Source organism: Nostoc sp. S13, from assembly GCF_029379315.1.
Taxonomy (GTDB): Bacteria; Cyanobacteriota; Cyanobacteriia; order Cyanobacteriales; family Nostocaceae; genus Nostoc.
In genome coordinates this window covers 1-21,375 of the sequence record NZ_JAQYWQ010000045.1, presented here as the reverse complement: position 1 = coordinate 21,375, position 21,375 = coordinate 1, and the positions used below count along the sequence as shown (strand labels likewise).

The 21,375-nt window shown below is 42.7% G+C and carries 18 protein-coding genes and 1 pseudogene; 12 read left to right on the top strand and 7 right to left on the bottom strand.

Annotation, left to right across the window (positions count from 1 at the left end; all coding sequences use genetic code 11):
* Positions 1–175 precede the first annotated feature (175 nt).
* The 3 genes from dhaL to PUQ00_RS15775 form a co-directional block, all read right to left on the bottom strand.
* Positions 176–814: a dihydroxyacetone kinase subunit DhaL gene (dhaL, locus tag PUQ00_RS15785; protein WP_300418270.1), complete on the bottom strand. Its 639-nt coding sequence runs from the start codon at positions 812–814 to the stop codon at positions 176–178.
* A gap of 16 nt (positions 815–830) precedes the next feature.
* Positions 831–1,904, bottom strand: coding sequence for a dihydroxyacetone kinase subunit DhaK (gene dhaK / locus PUQ00_RS15780; RefSeq protein ID WP_300418267.1), 1,074 nt, complete (start codon positions 1,902–1,904; stop codon positions 831–833).
* Between the two features lie 287 nt (positions 1,905–2,191).
* Positions 2,192–3,067: an MBL fold metallo-hydrolase gene (locus PUQ00_RS15775; RefSeq protein WP_300418264.1), complete on the bottom strand. Its 876-nt coding sequence runs from the start codon at positions 3,065–3,067 to the stop codon at positions 2,192–2,194.
* A 185-nt stretch (positions 3,068–3,252) separates the two neighbouring features.
* On the opposite strand from PUQ00_RS15775, the gene PUQ00_RS15770 reads away from it, so the two are divergent.
* From PUQ00_RS15770 to PUQ00_RS15750, 5 genes are all read left to right on the top strand, one after another.
* Positions 3,253–3,546 carry a 4-Cys prefix domain-containing protein gene (locus tag PUQ00_RS15770; protein WP_300418261.1) on the top strand — a complete coding sequence of 98 codons (294 nt, stop codon included), beginning with the start codon at positions 3,253–3,255 and terminating at the stop codon, positions 3,544–3,546.
* Between the two features lie 179 nt (positions 3,547–3,725).
* Positions 3,726–4,706 (top strand): hypothetical protein, encoded by a 981-nt coding sequence (locus PUQ00_RS15765; protein WP_300418259.1) that lies wholly within the window; start codon positions 3,726–3,728, stop codon positions 4,704–4,706.
* A complete protein-coding gene (locus PUQ00_RS15760) occupies positions 4,691–5,647 on the top strand; it encodes a MoxR family ATPase (protein WP_300418257.1) in 957 nt (318 codons plus the stop codon). The genes PUQ00_RS15765 and PUQ00_RS15760 overlap by 16 nt, the downstream gene beginning before the upstream one ends.
* On the top strand, positions 5,644–6,774 hold the full coding sequence (locus PUQ00_RS15755; protein WP_300418254.1) for a hypothetical protein: 1,131 nt from the start codon (positions 5,644–5,646) through the stop codon (positions 6,772–6,774). Before PUQ00_RS15760 ends, PUQ00_RS15755 begins: the two co-directional genes overlap by 4 nt.
* A gap of 35 nt (positions 6,775–6,809) precedes the next feature.
* Positions 6,810–8,450, top strand: a complete 1,641-nt coding sequence (locus PUQ00_RS15750; protein ID WP_300418251.1) for a caspase family protein — start codon at positions 6,810–6,812, stop codon at positions 8,448–8,450.
* A 218-nt stretch (positions 8,451–8,668) separates the two neighbouring features.
* Here the strand turns inward: PUQ00_RS15750 and PUQ00_RS15745 are convergent, their stop codons facing one another.
* The gene (locus PUQ00_RS15745) at positions 8,669–9,613 is read right to left on the bottom strand and encodes a heme o synthase (RefSeq protein ID WP_300418248.1); all 945 of its coding nucleotides are present in this window, start codon (positions 9,611–9,613) and stop codon (positions 8,669–8,671) included.
* A gap of 219 nt (positions 9,614–9,832) precedes the next feature.
* Positions 9,833–10,747, bottom strand: a complete 915-nt coding sequence (locus PUQ00_RS15740; protein ID WP_300418245.1) for a heme A synthase — start codon at positions 10,745–10,747, stop codon at positions 9,833–9,835.
* A gap of 404 nt (positions 10,748–11,151) precedes the next feature.
* Between PUQ00_RS15740 and PUQ00_RS15735 the strand changes: the two genes are divergently transcribed.
* The 5 genes from PUQ00_RS15735 (at position 11,152) to PUQ00_RS15715 (ending at position 18,533) form a co-directional block, all read left to right on the top strand.
* A complete protein-coding gene (locus tag PUQ00_RS15735) occupies positions 11,152–12,240 on the top strand; it encodes a cytochrome c oxidase subunit II (RefSeq protein ID WP_300418242.1) in 1,089 nt (362 codons plus the stop codon).
* Between the two features lie 65 nt (positions 12,241–12,305).
* Positions 12,306–14,042: a cytochrome c oxidase subunit I gene (gene ctaD, locus PUQ00_RS15730; protein ID WP_300418336.1), complete on the top strand. Its 1,737-nt coding sequence runs from the start codon at positions 12,306–12,308 to the stop codon at positions 14,040–14,042.
* 151 nt (positions 14,043–14,193) lie between these two features.
* Complete coding sequence (locus tag PUQ00_RS15725) at positions 14,194–14,820, top strand: heme-copper oxidase subunit III (protein ID WP_300418240.1); 627 nt, start codon at positions 14,194–14,196, stop codon at positions 14,818–14,820.
* Between the two features lie 1,202 nt (positions 14,821–16,022).
* Entirely contained in the window at positions 16,023–17,291 is a 1,269-nt protein-coding gene (locus tag PUQ00_RS15720; protein ID WP_300418238.1) for a serine/threonine-protein kinase, read from the top strand.
* 153 nt (positions 17,292–17,444) lie between these two features.
* The gene (locus PUQ00_RS15715) at positions 17,445–18,533 is read left to right on the top strand and encodes a substrate-binding domain-containing protein (protein WP_300418236.1); all 1,089 of its coding nucleotides are present in this window, start codon (positions 17,445–17,447) and stop codon (positions 18,531–18,533) included.
* Positions 18,534–18,647: 114 nt separating this feature from the next.
* Here PUQ00_RS15715 and PUQ00_RS15710 read toward each other — a convergent pair.
* Positions 18,648–19,265, bottom strand: a pseudogene (locus PUQ00_RS15710) (Uma2 family endonuclease).
* Positions 19,266–19,544: 279 nt separating this feature from the next.
* On the opposite strand from PUQ00_RS15710, the gene PUQ00_RS15705 reads away from it, so the two are divergent.
* Positions 19,545–20,138, top strand: a complete 594-nt coding sequence (locus tag PUQ00_RS15705; RefSeq protein WP_300418233.1) for a transposase — start codon at positions 19,545–19,547, stop codon at positions 20,136–20,138.
* 44 nt (positions 20,139–20,182) lie between these two features.
* Complete coding sequence (locus tag PUQ00_RS15700; protein WP_300418229.1) at positions 20,183–20,536, top strand: four helix bundle protein; 354 nt, start codon at positions 20,183–20,185, stop codon at positions 20,534–20,536.
* A 204-nt stretch (positions 20,537–20,740) separates the two neighbouring features.
* Here the strand turns inward: PUQ00_RS15700 and PUQ00_RS15695 are convergent, their stop codons facing one another.
* Entirely contained in the window at positions 20,741–21,292 is a 552-nt protein-coding gene (locus tag PUQ00_RS15695; RefSeq protein WP_335029808.1) for a GUN4 domain-containing protein, read from the bottom strand.
* Between the last annotated feature and the right edge of the window lie 83 nt (positions 21,293–21,375).

Sequence of the window (21,375 nt, the reverse complement as noted above, 5' to 3'; positions counted from 1 at the left end):
AAGCGGAGCATTAACGATACATTTAGTTTGTTGCAGAAATATTGAAATGTATAAGGTTGTCTGGTTATCTTGGACGGTCTTCATAAAGATAGCCGCGACTACGCAAGATAAATAACTCAAACTAGCTTGTGGAAACGTTTATAGTGAGCCATTTATCCCTTTAATACAGCCAGCGTTATTCCCCAGAACTTTCTAACACCGCTAACAAACTCTTCAACATCAAATAAGCAGAAGTTCCTCCCGGATCTTGATGTCCAACACTCCTCTCGCCCAGATAACTAGCCCGTCCTTTTTTCGCCTGCATCGGTATAGTTTCTTGCAATCCCCTTTCGGCTGCTGCTACAGCCTGTTGCATAGCTTCCAGCGTTCCCTTACTTTCTCCTACAGCCTGCCCAAAAGCTGCTACGGACGGAGATAGCACATCCACCATTGTTTTGTCTCCTAGTTGCGCTTTGCCACGTTGCAGCACGCCGTCTAAGCCTGCTTGGAGTAGCTCTAACATATCTTGTGCTGTTAATTCTTGCTTATCTACTACTGCTGTACTGGCTCGTAAAAACCAGGTGCCATAAAGAGGGCCACTAGCACCGCCAATAGAAGAAATCAAGCTCATACTCACGGCTTTGAAAATGTTGCCGATGTCCTTGTCTGCAAAAGTTGGTAACTGAGTGCTTACCTTTTTGAAGCCACGATCCATATTGATCCCGTGGTCAGCATCTCCGATCGCAGCATCTAATTCTGTCAAATATGCTTTGTTCTGCTCTATCTCGATTGCATAAGCCTGCAACCATTGCAATATCTGCGCCTGAGTTACCATATTAATTCGTAATTAGTTAAATTCCCCAGCGCCAACTTGGCGTTTTTACTGGTGCATCCCATAGCCGGATCATCTCATCATCTAACTTCAGCAGGGTAATGGAGCAACCTTGCATTTCTAGAGATGTGATGTAAGGGCCTATCAAGTTTCGCACAATTTGCAATCCTTGCTGTTCGCAGATTTGGGCGAGTTTGCGGTAAACAATATACAGTTCCGAAACCGGAGTTCCACCCATACTATTGACAAATGCTAACAGGCGATCGCCTTTTGCAAATGGGAGATTTATGAGTTCTACGTCTACCCATTCTCCTTTGTCTTCATCCCACTCGCGCAGTGTGCGGCTGTATTCTGTATCCTCAATGAGCGATCGCGTCAAAATTTCGGTGATTTCGTCTACTGATTTGATCGCTGTGCGTTCTATTCCTGGCTCACCGTGGATACCGATACCTAATTCGATTTCGCGATCGCTCAATTCAAATGTTGGCGTTCCATTCGCGGGCACTGTACAGGATGTTAGAGCAATTCCCATACTCCGCCCATTCAGATTTACTCGGCGACATAAATTTGCTATTTGTGGCAAATCATACCCCACCTCTGCGGCTGCACCACAAATTTTTTCCGCCAGTATTGTTGTTCCTACACCCCGGCGTCCTTGGGTATAGAGACTATCTTTCACAGCCACATCGTCATCAATCAAAATATTTAGCACGCGAATGCCCTCACCACGAGCTAACTCCGTTGCCATCTCAAAGTTCATGACATCGCCACTGTAATTTTTGACGATATAAAGGATACCAGAACCGCCATCTACTTGCTTGGCTGCTTCTAGCATTTGGTCAGGAGTAGGTGAAGTGAAAACCTCCCCAGGACAAGCTGCATCAAGCATTCCTTTGCCCACGAAGCCAGCGTGCATTGGTTCATGTCCACTGCCACCACCAGAAATAATTGCTACTTTACCCTGTATAGGTGCATCGGCTCGATAGACAAAAGCGGGATCATAATTCAATTTAATTAAATCGGAATGAGCTACCGCCATACCTTCTAGACTTTCTCGCACAAAATCTTCCGGCTTGTTGATCAGCTTTTTCATAATCCGTGTCTAGTTAAAAGGGTGCTAAAATCCAGGTTATAGCGATGTCTACGACGGTGACTGAGCTTTGTTGTACCCCTACGGGGAAGCAAGCTACGCGCAGCGTCTCGTAGAGAAGTGCGGGCTACGCCTACGCTCGTTTGTATACAATACAGTCTGACCTCTCTCTAAATCTCTCTCCTTTTAGGAGACACTTTAAATTTTACCCTTTAGAGCGTCGGCAAGGGGATTAGGGAGTTAGGTTTTCGTGGGCTTTTCATATCATATGAAAAGTCAGTTATTTAATGTCAATTCAAAGATTCCATCAACTCAATACACTTGTGCATCTGCTGGCGCATGGTTTCCCGATCAGCATGAAACCTTCGCCCATGACCTGGTAGCACCCACTCAAAAGAGTAATTAGCCAAGTTCCGCATTGATTTAGTCTGTTCTGACCAAGAATACCAGCAGGCACTGTGGAATGCAACCAGTTGGTGTAAGTTTTCTGACCAAGCGAGATGGTCGCCAGAGAACAGGAACTTATTTTGATAAAGTAGAACAGTTTGTCCTTTGGTGTGACCAGGAACTGGGATAATTAATAAATCTGGAGTCAAGGCAAATGATTCTGAACCAGTTAGCTGTATTTCCACATTGCGAGTATCCGCAGTAATATCATCACTATGAAGGATGCGATCGCACTGAAAATGCTCGGCAAATTTTTGATGATCTGCTACATCATCCTTATGAGTTAGGTACATATAACGAATTGGCCCCAGTTCTTCTAAACGCTTGACTAAAGGCGGCGTAAACCGGGGAGAATCGACCAAAATGTTACCTTCTGGAAGTTGAATTAAATAGCTAGCAGCACCGTAAGATTTTTCAGAATGATAGCCGCAGTGATAAACATTTTCCGCTACTAATATGGGAAACTTTTGTTGGGCAACTTTGATATCTTTTGGTTTCTCAACTGTGCCAATAGAACTAGTAGGACAAGCTAAAAGTGCTTCAAGCGCTGCTAATCTTTCTACCTCATTCGTTGGTTGATGATAAACTACCGACTGTTCATCAACACGAGAAAACACTTCAGGAGTCATCCAGCGACAGGTATCACAATCAATACAGGTACTATCTACATAAAAATCGCCGTTGACATTTTGGGAGCGACGCTGATTTAAATGAGCCATATATAATCCTTTTGCTTCCAGCCGCTTACTGGGGAGCGATAACCTCTATATCACTACGCTAGCAAAAGTAACTTGAGACTGTAGCCGCCACTAGAAGTAAATCTGCTCAAAAATATAAAGACTCGTGAAACCCAGTCAGCAGAAAATGGGAAAACTTAATAGACACCATCTGCTTATTCCCAAATATGCTTTACTGTTGCAATACCAGTTGTTCAAACCCCTTTAATCCTGATGACAATAAGTTTTGTATTAAGTGTGGACAAACACTCACACCATTACTCAGAAACCGTTTTATCGAAAGCCTCCAGGAACAGTATGATTTATTAAGTCAGAAGTTGAGCCGCCTACGGTTAGATTTAGTGATAGAATCCGGTGCTGTCGTAAAGTTTCAGTTAGAAAAGCAGATTGAAAATGCTGAAGCTGAAAGAACACAACTTACTCAACAGACTTATCCGGAAATGAGAACTTTATTTGGCTGAAACCTAGCTCTGGAGAGGGTTTTAGAGGTTCCTGTTTTATATAAGCTAAAAAGCCAGCTATGTAAGGGTTTCAGCTATTTTGAGGTTTATTTGTGGATAAGTCTAACGGATCGAGCAACTAGAAAACAGCCTCTAATAAAAATAGTAATATCTCAATAGTTGGGTATAAAAACTCACAGATGTTCTCAGTTCGGCATTTACAACAACAACGGGAAGAACTTCAACAACACTACGATACGTTTAGCGAGAAGATAAGGTTGTTGAGGAATCAACACGCCATAGAAGCGGGGGCTTCAGTAGCTTTTCAGCTAGACAAGGAGATTAAGCGGGTTGAGGTAGAGCGCGATCGCCTCCTGAAACAGATTCTGATTATTGAGAGGTCTTGCGAGAGTGAGCGAATACACAGTGAACTGTTTCGCCTCAACTACATAGCACAGGTACAGTTGTTCCGAGAATTTATTACAGAAAAACGTATAGGAGCTTTCTTAGTTCATGGTTCGCCAGAATATGGTCAAATCTGGTTACTGAAGCGTTTGTTACAGAAAATTCCTGAAAGTACAGTGACTCCCCCAATCCCATTTCATCTCTCACGCCGGGCACTTAGAACTGATATTGCAGCCTTATGGAGAGAGTTGGGTCGTCGGATTGGAGTACAAGATTTTTCATCCCATGAGGAGATTGCCAGGAATGTAGTTGCTCAATTGAAAAATCAACATATCATCTTAGTCTTTCACGATCTCGAATGTATCGATGAAACCTATCTGCACGAATTAATCTGTGATTTTTGGTTGCCCTTGGTAAACTCAACCCCACAGACAATTTGCTCAAGCAACGAATTTTTTCTACTGATGTTTTTGCTTGACCAAGATGGTTGTGTCAACACTTGGAATCTTGGGTTTGCAGATCAACTCGATCTGGTATGGAAACCTCATATTCCCATTAGGCTACCGATGATTGACCCTTTATCTGAGGAAGTCTTGGTTAACTGGATGGAAAATGCAATTGATGTTCTACCAATCCAGATGACTAAAAAAATTAACTATACAGTTCAGGTGATTCTAGAGAAGAGTGAAGGCATTCCAGAGCGTGTGTTTGCTGAAATTTTTGGTTTGTGTGGCTGTAACTGGCAGGAGGAAGAAACTCGGTGGTTAGAACTTTAGACGGAAAGCGGCTGAAATATATAGGTAAGGTTCAACCCCAGCCGGGAGAGCAAGACCCGGAGACGGGGCAAATCTTGTATCCCTACCTGCCTAGTGAGAAATTAGTAGAGGCTGTAAATTTAGCGATCGCTCTCGAACGTCCCTTACTCTTGAAGGGAGAACCAGGATGCGGCAAGACAAAATTAGCTCGTGCAGTGGCTTATGAGTTGGGTTTACCTTATGAACCTTGGTACATCAAATCTACCAGTCGAGCGCGGGATGGTCTTTACACCTATGATGCCGTTGGCAGGTTGCGAGATGCCCAACTTGCTGCCTCTAAAATAGATGAAGAAGCCGCAGTGCAAGCTAAAAATGCGGATGCTTACGTAGAGTGGGGCCCGTTAGGACGTGCCTTTCGCAATGAACAGCAGACTGTGGTTTTAATTGATGAAATAGATAAAGCTGATATTGACTTTCCTAACGACCTGCTGTTAGAGCTTGATGAGCAAAGGTTTGAAGTCACAGAAGTAAAACAAAACAGTCCGCTTAAGAAAATTCAGGCGAAAGTAACACCAATTGTTTTTATCACTAGTAATGATGAGAAAGACTTGCCTGATGCTTTCTTACGTCGTTGTTTATTTCACTATGTCAAATTCCCTGAACGTCAGCAATTAATCGATATTGTTAAGACTCGGTTTACAGTTTCGCCTTTGGAATTAGTGGACACAATTATTGATCGCTTTTTGGAACTGCGCGAAGAGATGCGGCGAGACAAGGGCGAAGCAGGCAAAAAGGTCACTACCAGCGAACTGATGGATTGGGTGCGGATTCTTAGTTATCATCAAGATGATCAAATTCTCAGCAAGTTAAAAACAGAACTTCTGTATCCTGGGGTGTTGCTGAAGAGTTGGGATGATTACCGCCGCTATGGTGAACAGATGCGATCGCAGCCAGAAGCATGAAGATAGAAGCTCTCCATGAAGAACTACCACTGCTTGAGCTTTTTACACAACTGCGCGAGGCAGGTTTGCCATTGGGTATCAATGAATACCGCCTTGTTCTGACAGCTTTACAGGAAGGCTTTGGCACGACTGACCAAGAGGCGTTAGCAGAACTGTGCCGTACCTTGTGGGTAAAATCCCAGGATGAAGAACATGTGTTTAACTATCACTTTCAGCAGGTAATAACAGAATCTCATCCTGTAAAGCCTTTCGTTAGGAAAGAAGAAGAGAAGACGTCTTCCAGAATGCAAGAAGCGGTAGAAAGTCAGGGTAATTATTCACCTGATTTGCTCAACACAACACCCACCACTGTACCCGTTTCATCGGAATTGATGGAAGTACAGGATGAGATGCAAGTGGCTGAAGCAGTACAGATTACTACTCAAAACAATGAGGAAATTACTGTTAATCGCTTTACTGAAACCGATGAGTATTTTCCAGTGACGCGGCGGCAGATGAAACAAAGCTGGCGGCATTTACGCCGAATGGTACGCCAAGGTTTGCCCACAGAGTTAGACATAGAGGCAACTATTGAGCAAGTGGTACAGCAGGGAGTTTTGCTAGAGCCTGTACTGATGCCCAGTCGGGTGAATAGAACTGAACTGCTGTTGCTGATTGACCACAAGGGGTCGATGGTTCCCTTTCACGCACTATCCCAGCGATTAGCCCAGACAGCATTACGAGGCGGACGCTTAGGAAAAGCTAGTATTTACTACTTTCACAATTGCCCAACTAAGTATCTTTACCATGACCAGACGCGCCAAAAAGTCGAACCTGTTACAGATTTTCTAGCTCAGTTGCGCCCAGAGCGTTCTGCTGTATTAATTTTTAGTGATGGGGGAGCAGCACGGGGCGGTTTTAGTTTGGAACGGCTAGAATTAACCCAAAAATTTTTAGACGAATTGAAACAGCGATCGCGTTATATCGCATGGCTGAATCCAATGGCAACAGAGCGCTGGTTTGGCACAACCGCAGGAGAAATTGCGCGTTTAGTGCCGATGTTTGAAGTTAGCCGACAGGGTTTTGATGGTGCGATCGATGTGCTGCGGGGTCGGGGGATCAATGCACAATCAAGATACTGGCTGTAATAAATCTAACTGGGAGTATTTCAAGGGTAGAGAGTATGAAGCCAAAAGTTGCTAGTCGTCGAATTGAGTCTTTTGGTCAACGCTTTGGAGAAGCGCACCTCTATCTAGCTTACCATGCTGCTTTTCCGTTAGCCCTTACCCCAGATTTACTTTATCGGCTGTGGGCAAATTTTCAAGGAGATATTCAGAAGCAAGAGTTGAAAATACCCTGGTTGGCTGTGGCTGATTTACTACTTTCTAGCCTTTGTGATGAGGTAGGTCATGAACTCTATGAAATGGATACAGCAGTACGAAATGTCCTGTTGAGAGAATTAAAAGAAAATCCCCGTTTTGGCGAAAAGCGGATTAATGAATTATCTGATTTTTTACTCACCTATGTGCGGCAGCAAATAGAGAGCCACGATCCTGATATTCGTGATTTTGCTCAGGCACAGATGTGGACGGCATTAGCGTATACACGACCGAGTGAGGCAGCGCGTGAATTAGCATTAATTCTTTCAAAGTTGAAATTGGAGGAAAAAGCAGAGTGGGTTCGCATGGCATCAATTATAGATACCTTTGCAGAGCCACTAGTAGAATTCCAACCTCTACTAATTTATGCTCGTGGTATGACAAACTTTGTCCGTGGTAATCAAGATGTTGCAACAATTGAATTTAGTAAATTATCTAAACAAGGATACCAAGTAAAAGTTGCTGATGTGACCTTGAGTGTTCCCCTAAAAAATCCTGCCTTATATATTTCATCTGAATTGCCTGCGGCTACCGCATCTGGTACTAAGAACTGGGCGATCGTGATCGGAATTAACCAGTATGATTATATGCTACCGCTAAATTATGCCAAGCGGGATGCACAGTTAATGCAGGAGTTTCTGGGCAATGAAGCAGGATTTGAACGGATTTTCTTATTCTCTGATGACTCCCCTGATATTAATGGAAAATCGACTCGTACAACTCGCACTAACTTGCTGCGAGTCTTGCGGCAGTTATTTGAGAATCCCTTTATGGGAGCAGGGGATAATTTCTGGTTTTTCTTCAGTGGTCATGGGACAAGATATGCTGACCGTGATTATCTCATGCCCTGTGATGGCGATCCAGAGGATATTGAAAACACGGCAATTGCTATTAACTTTGTCGCTGAACGCCTGCGTCGCTGTGGTGCTGATAACATTGTCTTGATTGTGGATGCTTCTCGCAATGAAGACAAAAAAACAGGTGAAAGAATTGGGCGACAAACCGCCCAAGAAGCACGTCAACAAGAAATTATTAGCATTTTTTCTTCTACTCCCCAGGAGTATTCTTATGAAATTGATGCTTTACAACAAGGTGCTTTTACCAGGGCATTACTAGAAGGGTTAGGAATTCAAGGTAAATGCGCTACTGTTGAACGATTGGATCAATATCTCAAGTTTCGCGTGCCTGAACTGGTTCGCCAGTATAAAAATACAAGGCAAACGCCTTATGTTATTGCTGAACCTGTGAATAAATACCACCTAATACTTATGCCACGATATGCAACTCTAGCGGATATTGCCACGTTGAAAAATGATGCTTACCAAGCAGAAGTAAACAGGAATTTAGATTTAGCAGAGCAATTATGGATTCGGGTATTAGCTGCGGCTTCAGGGCAAGATATGGAAGCGGTGAAAGGTTTACAAAGAATTGAACGGTTGCGGTAGACATTAACTTAGCTGCTCAAGACTCCATCTCCCCATTAGTAGCACCTCTACTCTAAATTAGTATATTAAACAAATATTTCAACACTTAACTCAATTTGTACTTCTGGTCAGAAAATGTCGGATTATAATAACTGTCATTAATAAAAATTTTAATTTTTTAAATCTCTGAAAATACGATCGCGCCTTTTTCTGAACGCGATCGCATTTTCATCCATACCTTAAGCAATTAGCTTGATCGCTGCACTAATCAAATGATGGGTAACGGGAAGGCTATCCACTACCATCCCCAGACACAACAGCATCATGTAGGAAATGGAATAAAGAAACAACTCTCTAGCGACAGCGCGATCCTCTGGATTTTGCAACAAACGCCAAGATTTGTAGATAAATAATCCTCCCAGACTTAGGGCGATCGCAGCATAAAGAATTCCACTTGCTCCCAAGGGATAAACCAATAACACCGTTGCAACTACGGTAAGCAGGGTATAGTACCAAATCTGCTTCACGGTTGCCGTAGTACCTTCAATCACAGGTAACATTGGTATCCCAACTTTTGCGTAGTCATCTTTAATCATCAGAGCTAACGCCCAGAAATGGGGCGGTGTCCATAAAAAGACGATCGCAAAAATCAGCCATGCTGACCAGCTTAATGTGCCTGTGACCGCAGCCCAACCCACTAAAGCCGGAATTGCCCCAGCCGCCCCACCAACAACGATATTCTGGGTGGTGTGGCGTTTCAGCCAGTGGGTATAAACCAAAATATAAAAGACGATACCAGAGAAAGCTAGCAGGGCGGCTAACAGGTTGGCAAATACTGCTAGGAGTGTAAAGGAAATCGTCGCCAGTGCGATCGCAAAAATTAGAGCATCGCGCGGCTGCACCTTACCGGAAGGCATCGGACGATGGCGCGTCCGCTCCATGTCATAATCAATATCCCGGTCATAGACACAGTTAATCGTCTGGGCGCTTGCAGCTGCCAAAGTGCCACCAGTGAGAGTTACTAGCAACAGTAATGGGTCTACTTCTCCCTTAGCAGCAATCCACATACTCCCAGCCGTAGTAATCAAAAGCAACGGAATAATCCGAGGCTTCGTTAGCTGGTAATAACTTTGAATTACCTGTAAAAATGTTTCGTGGTGGCGAGAGACATTAGTCTCAATCATTTTGGCTCTGGTTCCTTATTTTTCAACAACTTATATACAGCCCCCGCTCAAGCTGGCTCTTTCAGGCAAACGAAAACACAGATTTTCTGCACCTGCGTGGGTCGCAATACTCGCCGTTGGGGAGTGGGGAGTTAGGAATTAGGAATTCTCCCCCTGCTCCCTCCGCTCCCCTGCTCCCCCTGCTCCCCCTGCTCTCTCATCTCCCCTACTCCCCACTCCCTACTCAGTACTCACTGAGTCACGCAGTGCGAGAACTGTGAAAGCCACCAAAGTACCCAGCAAAGTAGCTCCTATAGCTTGGTGAGAGACGGTGAGAGGCTCGACTTGGAGATGTAATTTGAAAGTTGCGACTCCCAACAAGATTTGTAAGATCAACAACCCACCAGCCAAATTTGCCAGTCGCCGCAAAGCTGGATGTAGTGCTGGTGTCCGCCAACAGATAAATACCATTGCCAAAGTTGCCACTGTTGGCGGCACCAAACCAGCAATATGGCTGTACATGACAGTACAAAGTTGAGAACCGGCGAGGCATTGGTGTAGCGCCCAGCGAGAGCCTACCAAAGCACCTAGCAGACTTTGCAGGTAAACCAGAACAGCCGCAGTTAAACCTACCCAAGGCAACTTACCAACGGTTCCAGTCCCCTGATAGGGTGTGAGTGCCGTGCCGATAATCAAAAGGGTGGTAAAAAACAACAGCGCCGTTCCTAAGTGGGCGGTAACGATATCAAACCGCAACAGTTCGGTGACGGTGAGTCCCCCCAAAATGCCTTGGAAGACGATTAAAAACAGAGCGAATGTGGATGCCCAAGGTAGCCAAGAGGGTAAGAAACGACGATGCCACCAGGATAAACCGAAGAGTGCGATCGCGCTTACACCAATTAAAGCTGCATCCAATCTGTGAAACCACTCCAAGAACACCTGGAGATTCATTTGCTTGGCTGGCACAAGTTCGCCATAGCATAAGGGCCAGTCTGGGCAAGCAAGTCCAGCATTCATTACGCGGGTGGCACTGCCTATTGCCATCAAAATTAAGGTGGCTATGCAGATTTTCCACACCAAGCGCCGAATCATTTCCTTGGGCTTTTGCTGCTCAACTGCTGATGCATTTTGTTGTTGTAGGACAAATTCGCTCATGAATGATACCTTCTGCCCGCTCTTGGTGGATCTGTTAAAATTTTCAATTTTCTTTTAGCGTCCTATCTCCACCCTAGCGTATAGGCTAAAGGTTTATAGATTAGCACTCACTTATACTTTGAATCATTCCAGCAAGGTTTTGCCTGAAGCTTTAGGTATTTTTCAAGATGTGAAAAATTGATTAATGACAATTAATTTAAGCATCCTAAATTTTTCCTTAAATTTTTCTACTGATTTCCATCTACTTTTGGCAGTATGTGATAGTCACCTTGTAGTCAAAATTAGTAAAATATTCAAAAAAATTAATAAAATTTTTAGACCTTTGTCTCCCATGCCTTACAGCCTAGACTACCTTAGTAAGTGAGCAGCTTTAAGATAACGTAGTAAATTCAATTAAGTAAGCCGTGAAGATTCCAAGTTCAATCTGGACATTACTCATTGGCATCGTGCTAACGCTAGTCAGCTTTTGGTACGGTCAAAATCACGGTCTGTTGCCAACAGCAGCCACTGATGAAGCCGTCTTGGTTGATGGTCTGTTCAACGCGATGATGATCGTTTCTACAGGTATATTCCTGCTCGTAGAAGGTATTTTAATTTACTCTGCATTTAAATATCGCCGTCGTGCAGGTGATAATGAAGACGGCCCACCAGTTGAGGGCAATGTACCTCTAGAAATTCTCTGGACAGCGATCCCAGCAATTATCGTTCTTGGTATTTCTGTTTACAGCTTTGATGTGTACAACGAAATCGGTGGCTTTGATCCCCATGCTATCCATGAAGCACCGATGAATCAGGAGTCGATGAAAATGCCAGGGCATGGAACCGCACTCGCAGCAACTTTAAGCGATACTCCTCCCAGCAGCGAACCCAACCTCAATCAAGAAAAATCTGATGAGGCAATGCAAGACCCAGGTACAGCAAAAGTCCGCAATGCTGACCAAATTCCCCAACTGCGGAATGCCCCTGGTGTAGGTATTGTTGCTCCAACAATTGGGGGCAGTCCTGAAAAAGCAGGCAAACCACCAGAATTGCGAGTCAACGTCACAGGTCTACAATATGCCTGGATTTTCACCTATCCTGAAACTGGTATAACTACAGGTGAAATGCACGTCCCCATCGGGCGAGAAGTGCAAATCAATATGACAGCAAACGATGTCATTCACGCCTTCTGGGTGCCAGAGTTCCGCCTGAAACAAGATGCGATCCCTGGTAGACAAAGCGAGATTCGCTTCACACCCAAAAAAGCAGGCGATTATACTTTGATCTGTGCTGAACTTTGTGGCCCATATCACGGAGCAATGAGAGCACCAGTAGTTGTTGAGACAGAAGAAGCCTTTGACAAATGGGTGCAAGAACAGCTAGTTGCCAGCAAACAAACCCTAAATCAAGCCGTTGCTGTTAACCCTGCCGAACTATCCCCAAATGAATTTCTCGCTCCTTACACCAAGGACATGGGAATTCAGCCAGAAATCCTCCATCAAGTTCACCATTAGTCAATTGTTATTTAGTCAAATCCAATGACAAATAACTAATGACTAATGACTAATGACTAATGACTATGACCCAAGCTCAGTTGCAAGAAACTGCCAATATCCCCGCCCTTCTTGAGGAACCGGGGATCAGAAAATGGCAAGACTACTTTGGCTTCAACACCGACCATAAGGTGATTGGGATTCAATACCTAGTCACTACGTTCATTTTCTACTGCATTGGTGGCGTGATGGCTGACTTGGTTCGTACAGAACTGCGAACCCCAGAAGTCGATTTTGTCACCCCTGAAGTCTACAACAGCTTATTTACCCTGCACGCCACGATCATGATTTTCTTGTGGATCGTGCCAGCTGGTGCGGGTTTTGCTAACTTCTTGATCCCCTTGATGATTGGGGCAAAGGATATGGCATTTCCGCGCTTGAATGCTGTCGCCTTTTGGATGATTCCCCCTGCGGGTTTATTGTTGATCACTAGTTTAGTGGTAGGCGATGCACCGGATGCAGGTTGGACTTCCTACCCTCCCCTGAGCTTGGTAACAGGTCAAGTAGGTGAGGGAATTTGGATTATGAGCGTCCTCCTACTAGGTACGTCATCGATTCTAGGGGCAATCAATTTCCTCGTCACATTGCTCAAGATGCGTATCCCTGGTATGGGGGTTCACCAAATGCCGTTGTTCTGCTGGGCAATGTTTGCTACCTCGGCACTGACTTTGGTATCTACGCCAGTATTAGCAGCAGGTCTAATTCTGCTTTCCTTTGACTTAATTGCCGGGACAACATTTTTTAACCCGACTGGCGGTGGCGACCCAGTAGTATACCAGCATATGTTCTGGTTTTACTCCCACCCAGCCGTATATATCATGATTTTGCCCTTTTTTGGGGCAATTTCGGAAATTATCCCCGTGCATTCCCGCAAGCCGATTTTTGGCTATAAAGCGATCGCTTATTCCTCTCTCGCCATTAGCTTTCTGGGGCTAATTGTTTGGGCACACCACATGTTTACCAGTGGCATCCCCGGTTGGTTGCGGATGTTCTTTATGATCACCACCATGATCATTGCCGTGCCCACGGGAATTAAAATCTTCAGCTGGTTAGCAACCATGTGGGGTGGAAAAATCCAGCTTAACAGCGCCATGTTATTCGCCATCGGCTTTGTTGGCACCTTTGTGATTGGCGGGATCAGTGGCGTAATGTTGGCAGCAGTGCCTTTTGATATTCACGTTCACGACACCTATTTTGTAGTTGCACACTTGCACTATGTCCTGTTTGGTGGTAGTGTTCTCGGCATTTATGCAGCGATTTACCACTGGTTCCCGAAAATGACGGGACGAATGGTGAACGAATTTTGGGGTAAAGTTCACTTTGCCTTAACAATAGTTGGTCTCAACATGACCTTCTTACCCATGCACAAGCTGGGATTAATGGGTATGAACCGTCGTATCGCCCAATATGACCCCAAATTTACCTTTCTCAACGAAATCTGCACTTATGGCGCTTACATACTAGCAGTTTCGACATTCCCCTTCATCATCAATGCGATTTGGAGTTGGTTATACGGCCAGAAAGCTGGTAATAATCCCTGGAGGGCACTGACCTTAGAGTGGATGACAACCTCACCGCCAGCGATCGAGAATTTTGATCAAACTCCAGTACTGGCTACCGGCCCCTACGACTACGGTTTGGAAAACGCTAACGAAGGTGTACCTTTGTCTGATCCCAATCCAATCTTATCTGGTGGCCCAAACTCAGTGTTAAGAGCAGAACCCGACCCAGCAGTTGCTGCCAATCGCGAAGACCGCAAATAGAGTTATGAATTAGGAGTGAAGAGTTATGAGTTATGAATGGTTATGACTTGAATAAAGTTGTTAGTTCAAAATTTCTAACTTCTAACTCCTGTACAGACGCGATTAATCGCGTCTCTACTCCCCACTCCCCACTCCCCACTTATCAAAATTCATGCAAAGTCAAACTATTGACCCAGCTAAAACCGAACTGAATCATCACCACGCGGCGGAAGCGTCCGTCGGTCATCACGAAGAACATCCTGACCATCGTCTGTTTGGGCTAATTGTTTTCCTGATTGCTGAAGGGATGATTTTTATGGGGTTGTTCGGAGCCTACTTGGCTTTCCGTGCTACCTTACCTGCATGGCCCCCAGCAGGTACCCCAGAGTTAGAACTATTGTTACCCGGAGTCAACACCATCAATCTAATTTCTAGTAGTTTTGTCATGCACAATGCTGACACTGCGATCAAAAAGAACGATGCGCGGGGTGCGCGAATCTGGTTAGCAATTACTGCTGCGATGGGTGCTATTTTCTTGGTGGGTCAAGTATATGAATATACCCATTTAGAATTTGGTTTAACTACCAATTTATTTGCCAGTGCATTTTACGTTTTGACTGGTTTCCACGGATTGCACGTTACTATCGGCGTTTTGGCAATTGTTGCGGTGTTATGGCGATCGCGCGTTCCGGGTCACTATAGTAATGAAAAGCACTTTGGCATTGAAGCAGCCGAAATCTACTGGCACTTCGTTGACGTGATTTGGATTATTTTGTTCGGATTACTATATCTACTGTAAGTATTAATTATTAGTTGTTCATTCCACGCGAACAACTTAATCTGCCCCCAGTAGGGGGCTTTTTTAATTGACAGAATGCTGCCCTGAAGTCAGATTATTTTAATGTGACTTCGACGAACCTCTAAGAGCCTTGAACTAAAGTTCAAGGCTGTCTCTCTCGCCCGTCAGAGAGGGACAGTTTTTCGTAGTAAAACCCCTTAGTAGTCTTTTGATTCAGCTAATTCGACGGCTCATTCATATAGATAGTATCCATCTAATTCAGATTATTTTATCTATCGGCTGGCAGCAAAACTTAAATTAGGACAGTTTCTAGGAAATTAAATATTTGGGGAGTAATCTAAAGAGTTTTTTATTTCCTATAAAACATTTTTATCCTTTACCTAGCAAGAGTTATAGAAAATATATTAAAACAAGCGTAGACTATTCCCACTATTACTTTTGCTAAATGCAATTGAGTTATTGTAAGTGATATAGACGCGAATAAAAGGTGGGAAAAGTCGGAAAGGTGGGATGTTTTATAGAAGCTATTGAATAACTAGTTAATCTGCTGTAAATTGATATATTAGGGGCAGAGTAAATTAATAAATAAAGTTCGCAAATTTACGCGGATTTAATTGAAAAGCCATTAGAAGTTTGCCAGAATTTTAAGTAGATCAAGATAATCAAAGGTTACTGATTGATAACTAACACCTATTTGCCTCAAAAACCATCACTCGATATTTACCTCAAGCACTTACCTGTTATTTTTTAGTTTTGTCGAACTTACGTTGATATTACAACGCGATCGCGGTTAGTTAATGACTAAAATCTAGTAACAAAATTGTCGTGGACACTGTAAGAATATTTGTGCCTTTAAATTCCCCTCTTCAAGGTTTTGTCAGTAATCAGACCCAACAGTTAAAATAAATAAATATCGTGACTCCTAAATCTAAATGTTATTTTCTATCCACAATTATAAATACTGTGGACTAGTGTTAAATTTACTTAGGTGATATTATTGAACTATTACAGAAAGAAATTTTAGATTAAGATATCTATAAAGGTATTAAATGAACTAATCAAGCCGCTAACCATAAAACTGCTCCAAAGCAGAAGTCGCCTGAAAAGCCGAATGCCTCAAATATCAACAAATCTAGCGGCAGGTATTCATAACCTCACTTCAGCTCTGAATGGTCAGCAAATTAACAAGTAGTATACGCCATATGAGCCAGAACCGTCTAGTCAGAAAAACACTCCGAAGTCGCTTTGAGACTGTCAAACTGTTGCGAAGCGGAAGCTATGGTAATACTTACTTGTTAGCAGGTGTTACACGTAACATACATCAATCCTCTCTCGCCAGAAAAACACTTCGGAATCGCTTTGAAATTGTCAAACACTTAGGAAGTGGAGGATCTGGTGATACCTACTTAGCCATAGACCTGGATTTACCAGGACAACCCCATTGTGTCGTCAAACATTTCCACCCAAAAGATTCCAATCCTGCTGTTTTACCGATCGCTAAAAAGCTATTTGATCGGGAAGCGGAAGTTTTATACCAGCTAGGCAATGACCACGATCAAATTCCTAGACTGTTTGCCCATTTTAATGAAAATGGGGATTTTTATTTAGTTCAGGAATTTATTGACGGTCATGCCTTGACTCAAGAAATTCTACCAGGTCAACGTCTTAGTGAGAATGAAGTCTTAAATTTATTAAAAGAGATCCTGGAAGTACTAGCTTTCGTCCACCAACACAATATTATTCACCGGGATATTAAGCCTCAAAATTTAATGCGGCGGCACTCCGATCAGAAGATTGTGGTAATTGACTTTGGGAGTATTAAGAAAATTGGTGCTTTGGGAGCAGGCTTAACAATTGCTGTTGGGACTCCTGGCTATATGCCAAGTGAACAGGCTAAGGGAAAACCAAAACTTTGCAGCGATATCTATGCAGTAGGTATGATTGGCATTCAAGCTTTGACAGGTTTAATACCTGAGCAACTACAAGAAGATCCCAATACTGGAGAAGTTATCTGGCGCGATCAGGCACAGGTAAGTGACGCTGTTGCAAATGTTTTAAATACAATGGTTTGCGATCGCTTTAATCAGCGTTACCCATCTGCTACAGAAGCTTTGCAAGCGCTTAATTCTGTTCTAACGTTGTCACAGTCCTCAGAATCTGCTGGCATAAACCAAAACACTGATGATACCTATTTGCTAACTTATAGAAAATTTATTTTACTGCTGGGAATAGGGCTTGGTACTCTCACTAGTTTCATAGTAATAGTTTTAATCTATACATTTATTAATACAAGTACATCGCCTTCAAAGCAACCTACTCAATTAAATAATTTTAGAGAAAAATTGGTTGACCCACGGTTCACTAATGTTAATCTGAATAGCTTAGTAGCTAAATCAGCAGCTAACAGAGGAGTCTATAAAAGCAATTCTAGCATGGCCAAGACTATCAAAGAGCAAATTGAATATCACTAGATTAGAAAGAATTAATCATGCATTAGCAATCATAAAACTGTGTATTAACTGCTTCATTAAAAATTTACTTATAACTTAAATATATAAACATTATTAGAGGATAAATACCTAGAAATTCCTGTAATATAAACACAATAAACCACATTTAAAAATATGGACAATACCAATCAAAAAAAAGCTTTAATTAACGGTGAAATCGCCCTCTTTCTTAGAGGTTTGATTATTGGTAAAGTGCTGACACTTATGGTTATTGGCGGATTGCTTTGGTGGTTACTGAAGCCGAATTTATTGTCCGGTAACAACGTTAACTCTTCCTCTAATCAAAATTTGAACGCAGGCTCTAAAAATGCATCAACCAATGCATCAACATTTCAGACAGTTGCTGATGTCCCCACTGCGTCATTTAACTACGGAGGTAGTACAGCTTGGGCATCTATCCGGCAATTAGTAGATTCTCAGATCCAGAGCGATCGCCCTGAACTACAATTACGTTACATAGACCCTGTTAATGGTAGCCCTGGTTCTAGCTCAGGCATTCGGATGTTGCTTGATGGGAAACTAGACTTTGCTCAGTCCTCCCGTCCCCTTACAGATGAAGAACAAGCTATTGCAAAAGAGCGAGGCTTCACCCTTGAGCAACGTCAGGTGGGTATGGATGGGATAGCAGTGGTAGTCAACCCATCACTGAATGTGCCTGGTTTAACAGTTGAGCAATTGCAGCAGATTTATTTGGGGAAAATTACTAACTGGGATCAAATTGGTGGGCCAAATCTACCCATCACACCTTTATCTCAACGCCCAGAGGATGCAGATACACTAATATTTCCTAGCAATAGCGACTTGAAGGGGCAAGCACTTAGCTCTAATGTGCAGTATGTCTACTCTACTACAGAGGCAGTGCGCCAACTCAGTAAAACCCCTGGTGGTGTCTATTACGCTTCTGCCCGTTCAGTACTACCTCAATGTAGTGTGAAGGCTTTGCCATTGGGCCGGACTTCTAATCAGCTAATTCCTCCCTATCGGGAACCTCTGGTGTCACCTGAGCAATGTCTACGTCAGCGCAACCAGCTAAATACTCAGGCGATCAAAAATGGCAGCTATCCCATTATTGCTAACTTGTTTGTGATTATTAAGCAGAATAAAGGTCGGGAACAACAGATTGGGGATGCCTATGCCAAACTTTTATTAACTGATCAGGGGCAAAAAGCAATTGTGCAAGCTGGTTTTGTCGGGGTTCGCTAGTAGATTTCGAGGACAATTAAGCCCCCTTTCCACAGATGCCCGACTTGTTTAAGAAGTCGGGTATCTGTGGGAAGCAATGAGCCATTAAATCGCAACATTTGTGCGCGATCGCGGCTATAGTTGGGAACTACCAGCTTGAAGAATCTGTTGAGCAATCAGGTTTAGTTGGGGGAAAATAGGTGATACGATGCGGTCATCACCTCTAAATTGAGTAACTTGGTATTCACCGTCAACTAATTGGTAGATAGAGATAGTGGGTTGTTTAGGATTACCGATAAACTTTTTACCACCGATAGCTAAATAATCAACAATCCAATATTCTTTTATCCCTATTTGTTCATATTCACCTAGTTTTTTATAATAATCATCGCGCCAGTTACTAACAACTTCAATCACTAAAGGAATAGAATCGGCAAACTCAACCGTAAAATATTTCTGCCAAAGTGGCTATAATTTTAAAGCAGGACGGTTGAGTAATAGTAAGTCTGGAGAATAGCAAGACTGACTAATTGCAGATTTAACTAATGCTGTTTTTGGGATGAAATAAGATAGACCATTACGAACGTACTCAACAGCAATTTTTTCAACCAAAAACCCGACAATATATTCATGGTCTCCTGCTGATTGTGCCATTTCAACAATCACGCCATCATGTAATTCGTACCTTCCACCTTCAGACCGCCAAGCTGCAAAATCTTCAAAGGTTACTAGTTTGGGTATGGCTTGAGTCATAAATTGCCTACCTTAGCTTGTATGTTGCGAACATTTTTAGTTATTGTTATTAGCTTTTTCATCAGAGGTCATTCAAATCGCTACTTCCTCTGTTTTTATTAAAAACAATAAGGGCTAATTTCTCAAGTCAGGAAGAAAATCTAAGCCTTGTGAGCCTTATAAAACAATGGTTTCAACATCGTTAAGAAAGATGTGACTAATGGATAGCCTTGTAGGAAAGGGCTTGGGGTTAGCTTCTATCGAATTCACGTTACTTTAGCAATTTTCTACAATCTTTTTATGTCTCGCCCTCGTCGTAACTTTCAACCAGGTTTCTGCTACCACATCACCACCCGTTGCAATAATCGAGAATTTCGTCTCACGCGGTTGGAATGTCGTGAAGTTTTCCTTTATGCCATCAAAAAAGCACAGCAAAAGTATGGATTTAAACTCTATGCACTATGCATTATGAGCAATCATGTACATTACTTGCTGGAACCCAAGCAGCCAGAGGAATTACCCAAAATCATGCACTGGCTAAACTGGTACACTGCTATGTGCTTTAACCGGATGTTGAACCGCACAGGGCATTTTTGGGAGAAGCGATACCACAGTACAGGTTTTGCCAATACCGATAAGCAAAGGGCTTTAAATACTTTGCGATATATCCACGCTAACCCCAAAGCTGCCCAAATGCAGCAGGGTTTTTTCTACGACTTCAGCAATTATGGCACTTATGACCGCTTGAGTAATGATGGCATCACTCAATGGCATCCGGCGTTTTTCCAATTGGGGAGAACTTTGGATGAATGCGCGGCAAAATATCGCAGGTTTTGTCAGAAATATCGATCGCAAGCAAAACCTGAGAAGAGAAATTATTGGGGTAGTCGCTGACCAGTGAACAGTTATCAGTTATCAGTTATCAGTTATAATAAGCTATGAACAGTTTGGTATATGAGAAGGCGTATAAGTTTGCTATCAGGATTGTAAATGCTTATAAATATTTGACTCAAGAGAAAAAAGAATTTATTTTATCAAAACAATTAATTAGAAGTGGAACATCAATTGGAGCTAATATTGCGGAAGCAAATGGAGCTATATCACCAGCAGAATTTTCTGCGAAAATTTCTATTGCTTACAAAGAATGTCTTGAAACTAAATATTGGTTGTCTCTTTTAAAAGACACAGGTTATATTGATGACAAAGCATTTAACAGTATCTATGAAAATGCCGAAGAGATATCAAAAATCCTTTTCTCAATCCTCAAGAAAACTAGAATTTCTGATAACTGATAACTGGTAACTGGTAACTGGTAACTGGTAACTGGTAACTGGTAACTGGTAACTGATAACGGAGGTACATGAGGTAGCAGAAAAATTTATTCAGGCGAACTGCTTTCAGCCCACCGTGCCAGGTATCGGATCTTTGAAATGTTGATTATTGCGTGGGAAAGTGGGCTATGAGAAATGTTTACAAACTTGCAAAAGCCTTATATGTTACAGTTTACAAGTCTCGATGCGAGAGAAGAAAATAGATAAGCTTACGTTTCGCTCCGCCTTTAGCATAACCATTTTTACACGTACCCTATTTAAATTAAAAACGAACCAAAAAGGGAGGTGTCCCTCTGGTGCAGAGGTGTCAAAATTTACTTCTGTATAACTGATAAAGTTTTTCCCTACTCTCCATCCCACGCGATCGCAAAACTGATAAAAGGCTTCTTCATCATACTTTCCGTCAAGCTTGCCGCCGACTTCTAAATAAATGTTCTTCTGAACGCTCAAACCAAAACGCCCATTGCTATATTTTACCCACAAGCGGTCAATTGTGTGGAGGTCAGTGCAGGGAAAGTTTAAAAGTTCATCTGGACGTAACCAGTCGTTTTCCTCTTTTCTGACAGCTTGCAACATCACCAAATAAGTTTCATAATCAGCTTCTTTCCAATTTCTTGCTGCTAGTAAATCGCGCAGTTTAGTATAATCTACGCCTCTTTCAGAACTCAGATCATCTTGTGTTCCTGGCGACACCTGTAAGAGTTTATCTACGTCCACTTTTTCCAGGCTATATTTCTCTTCTATATCTATTAGACTTATCCGGAAATGAGAACTTTATTTGGCTGAAACCTAGCTCTGGA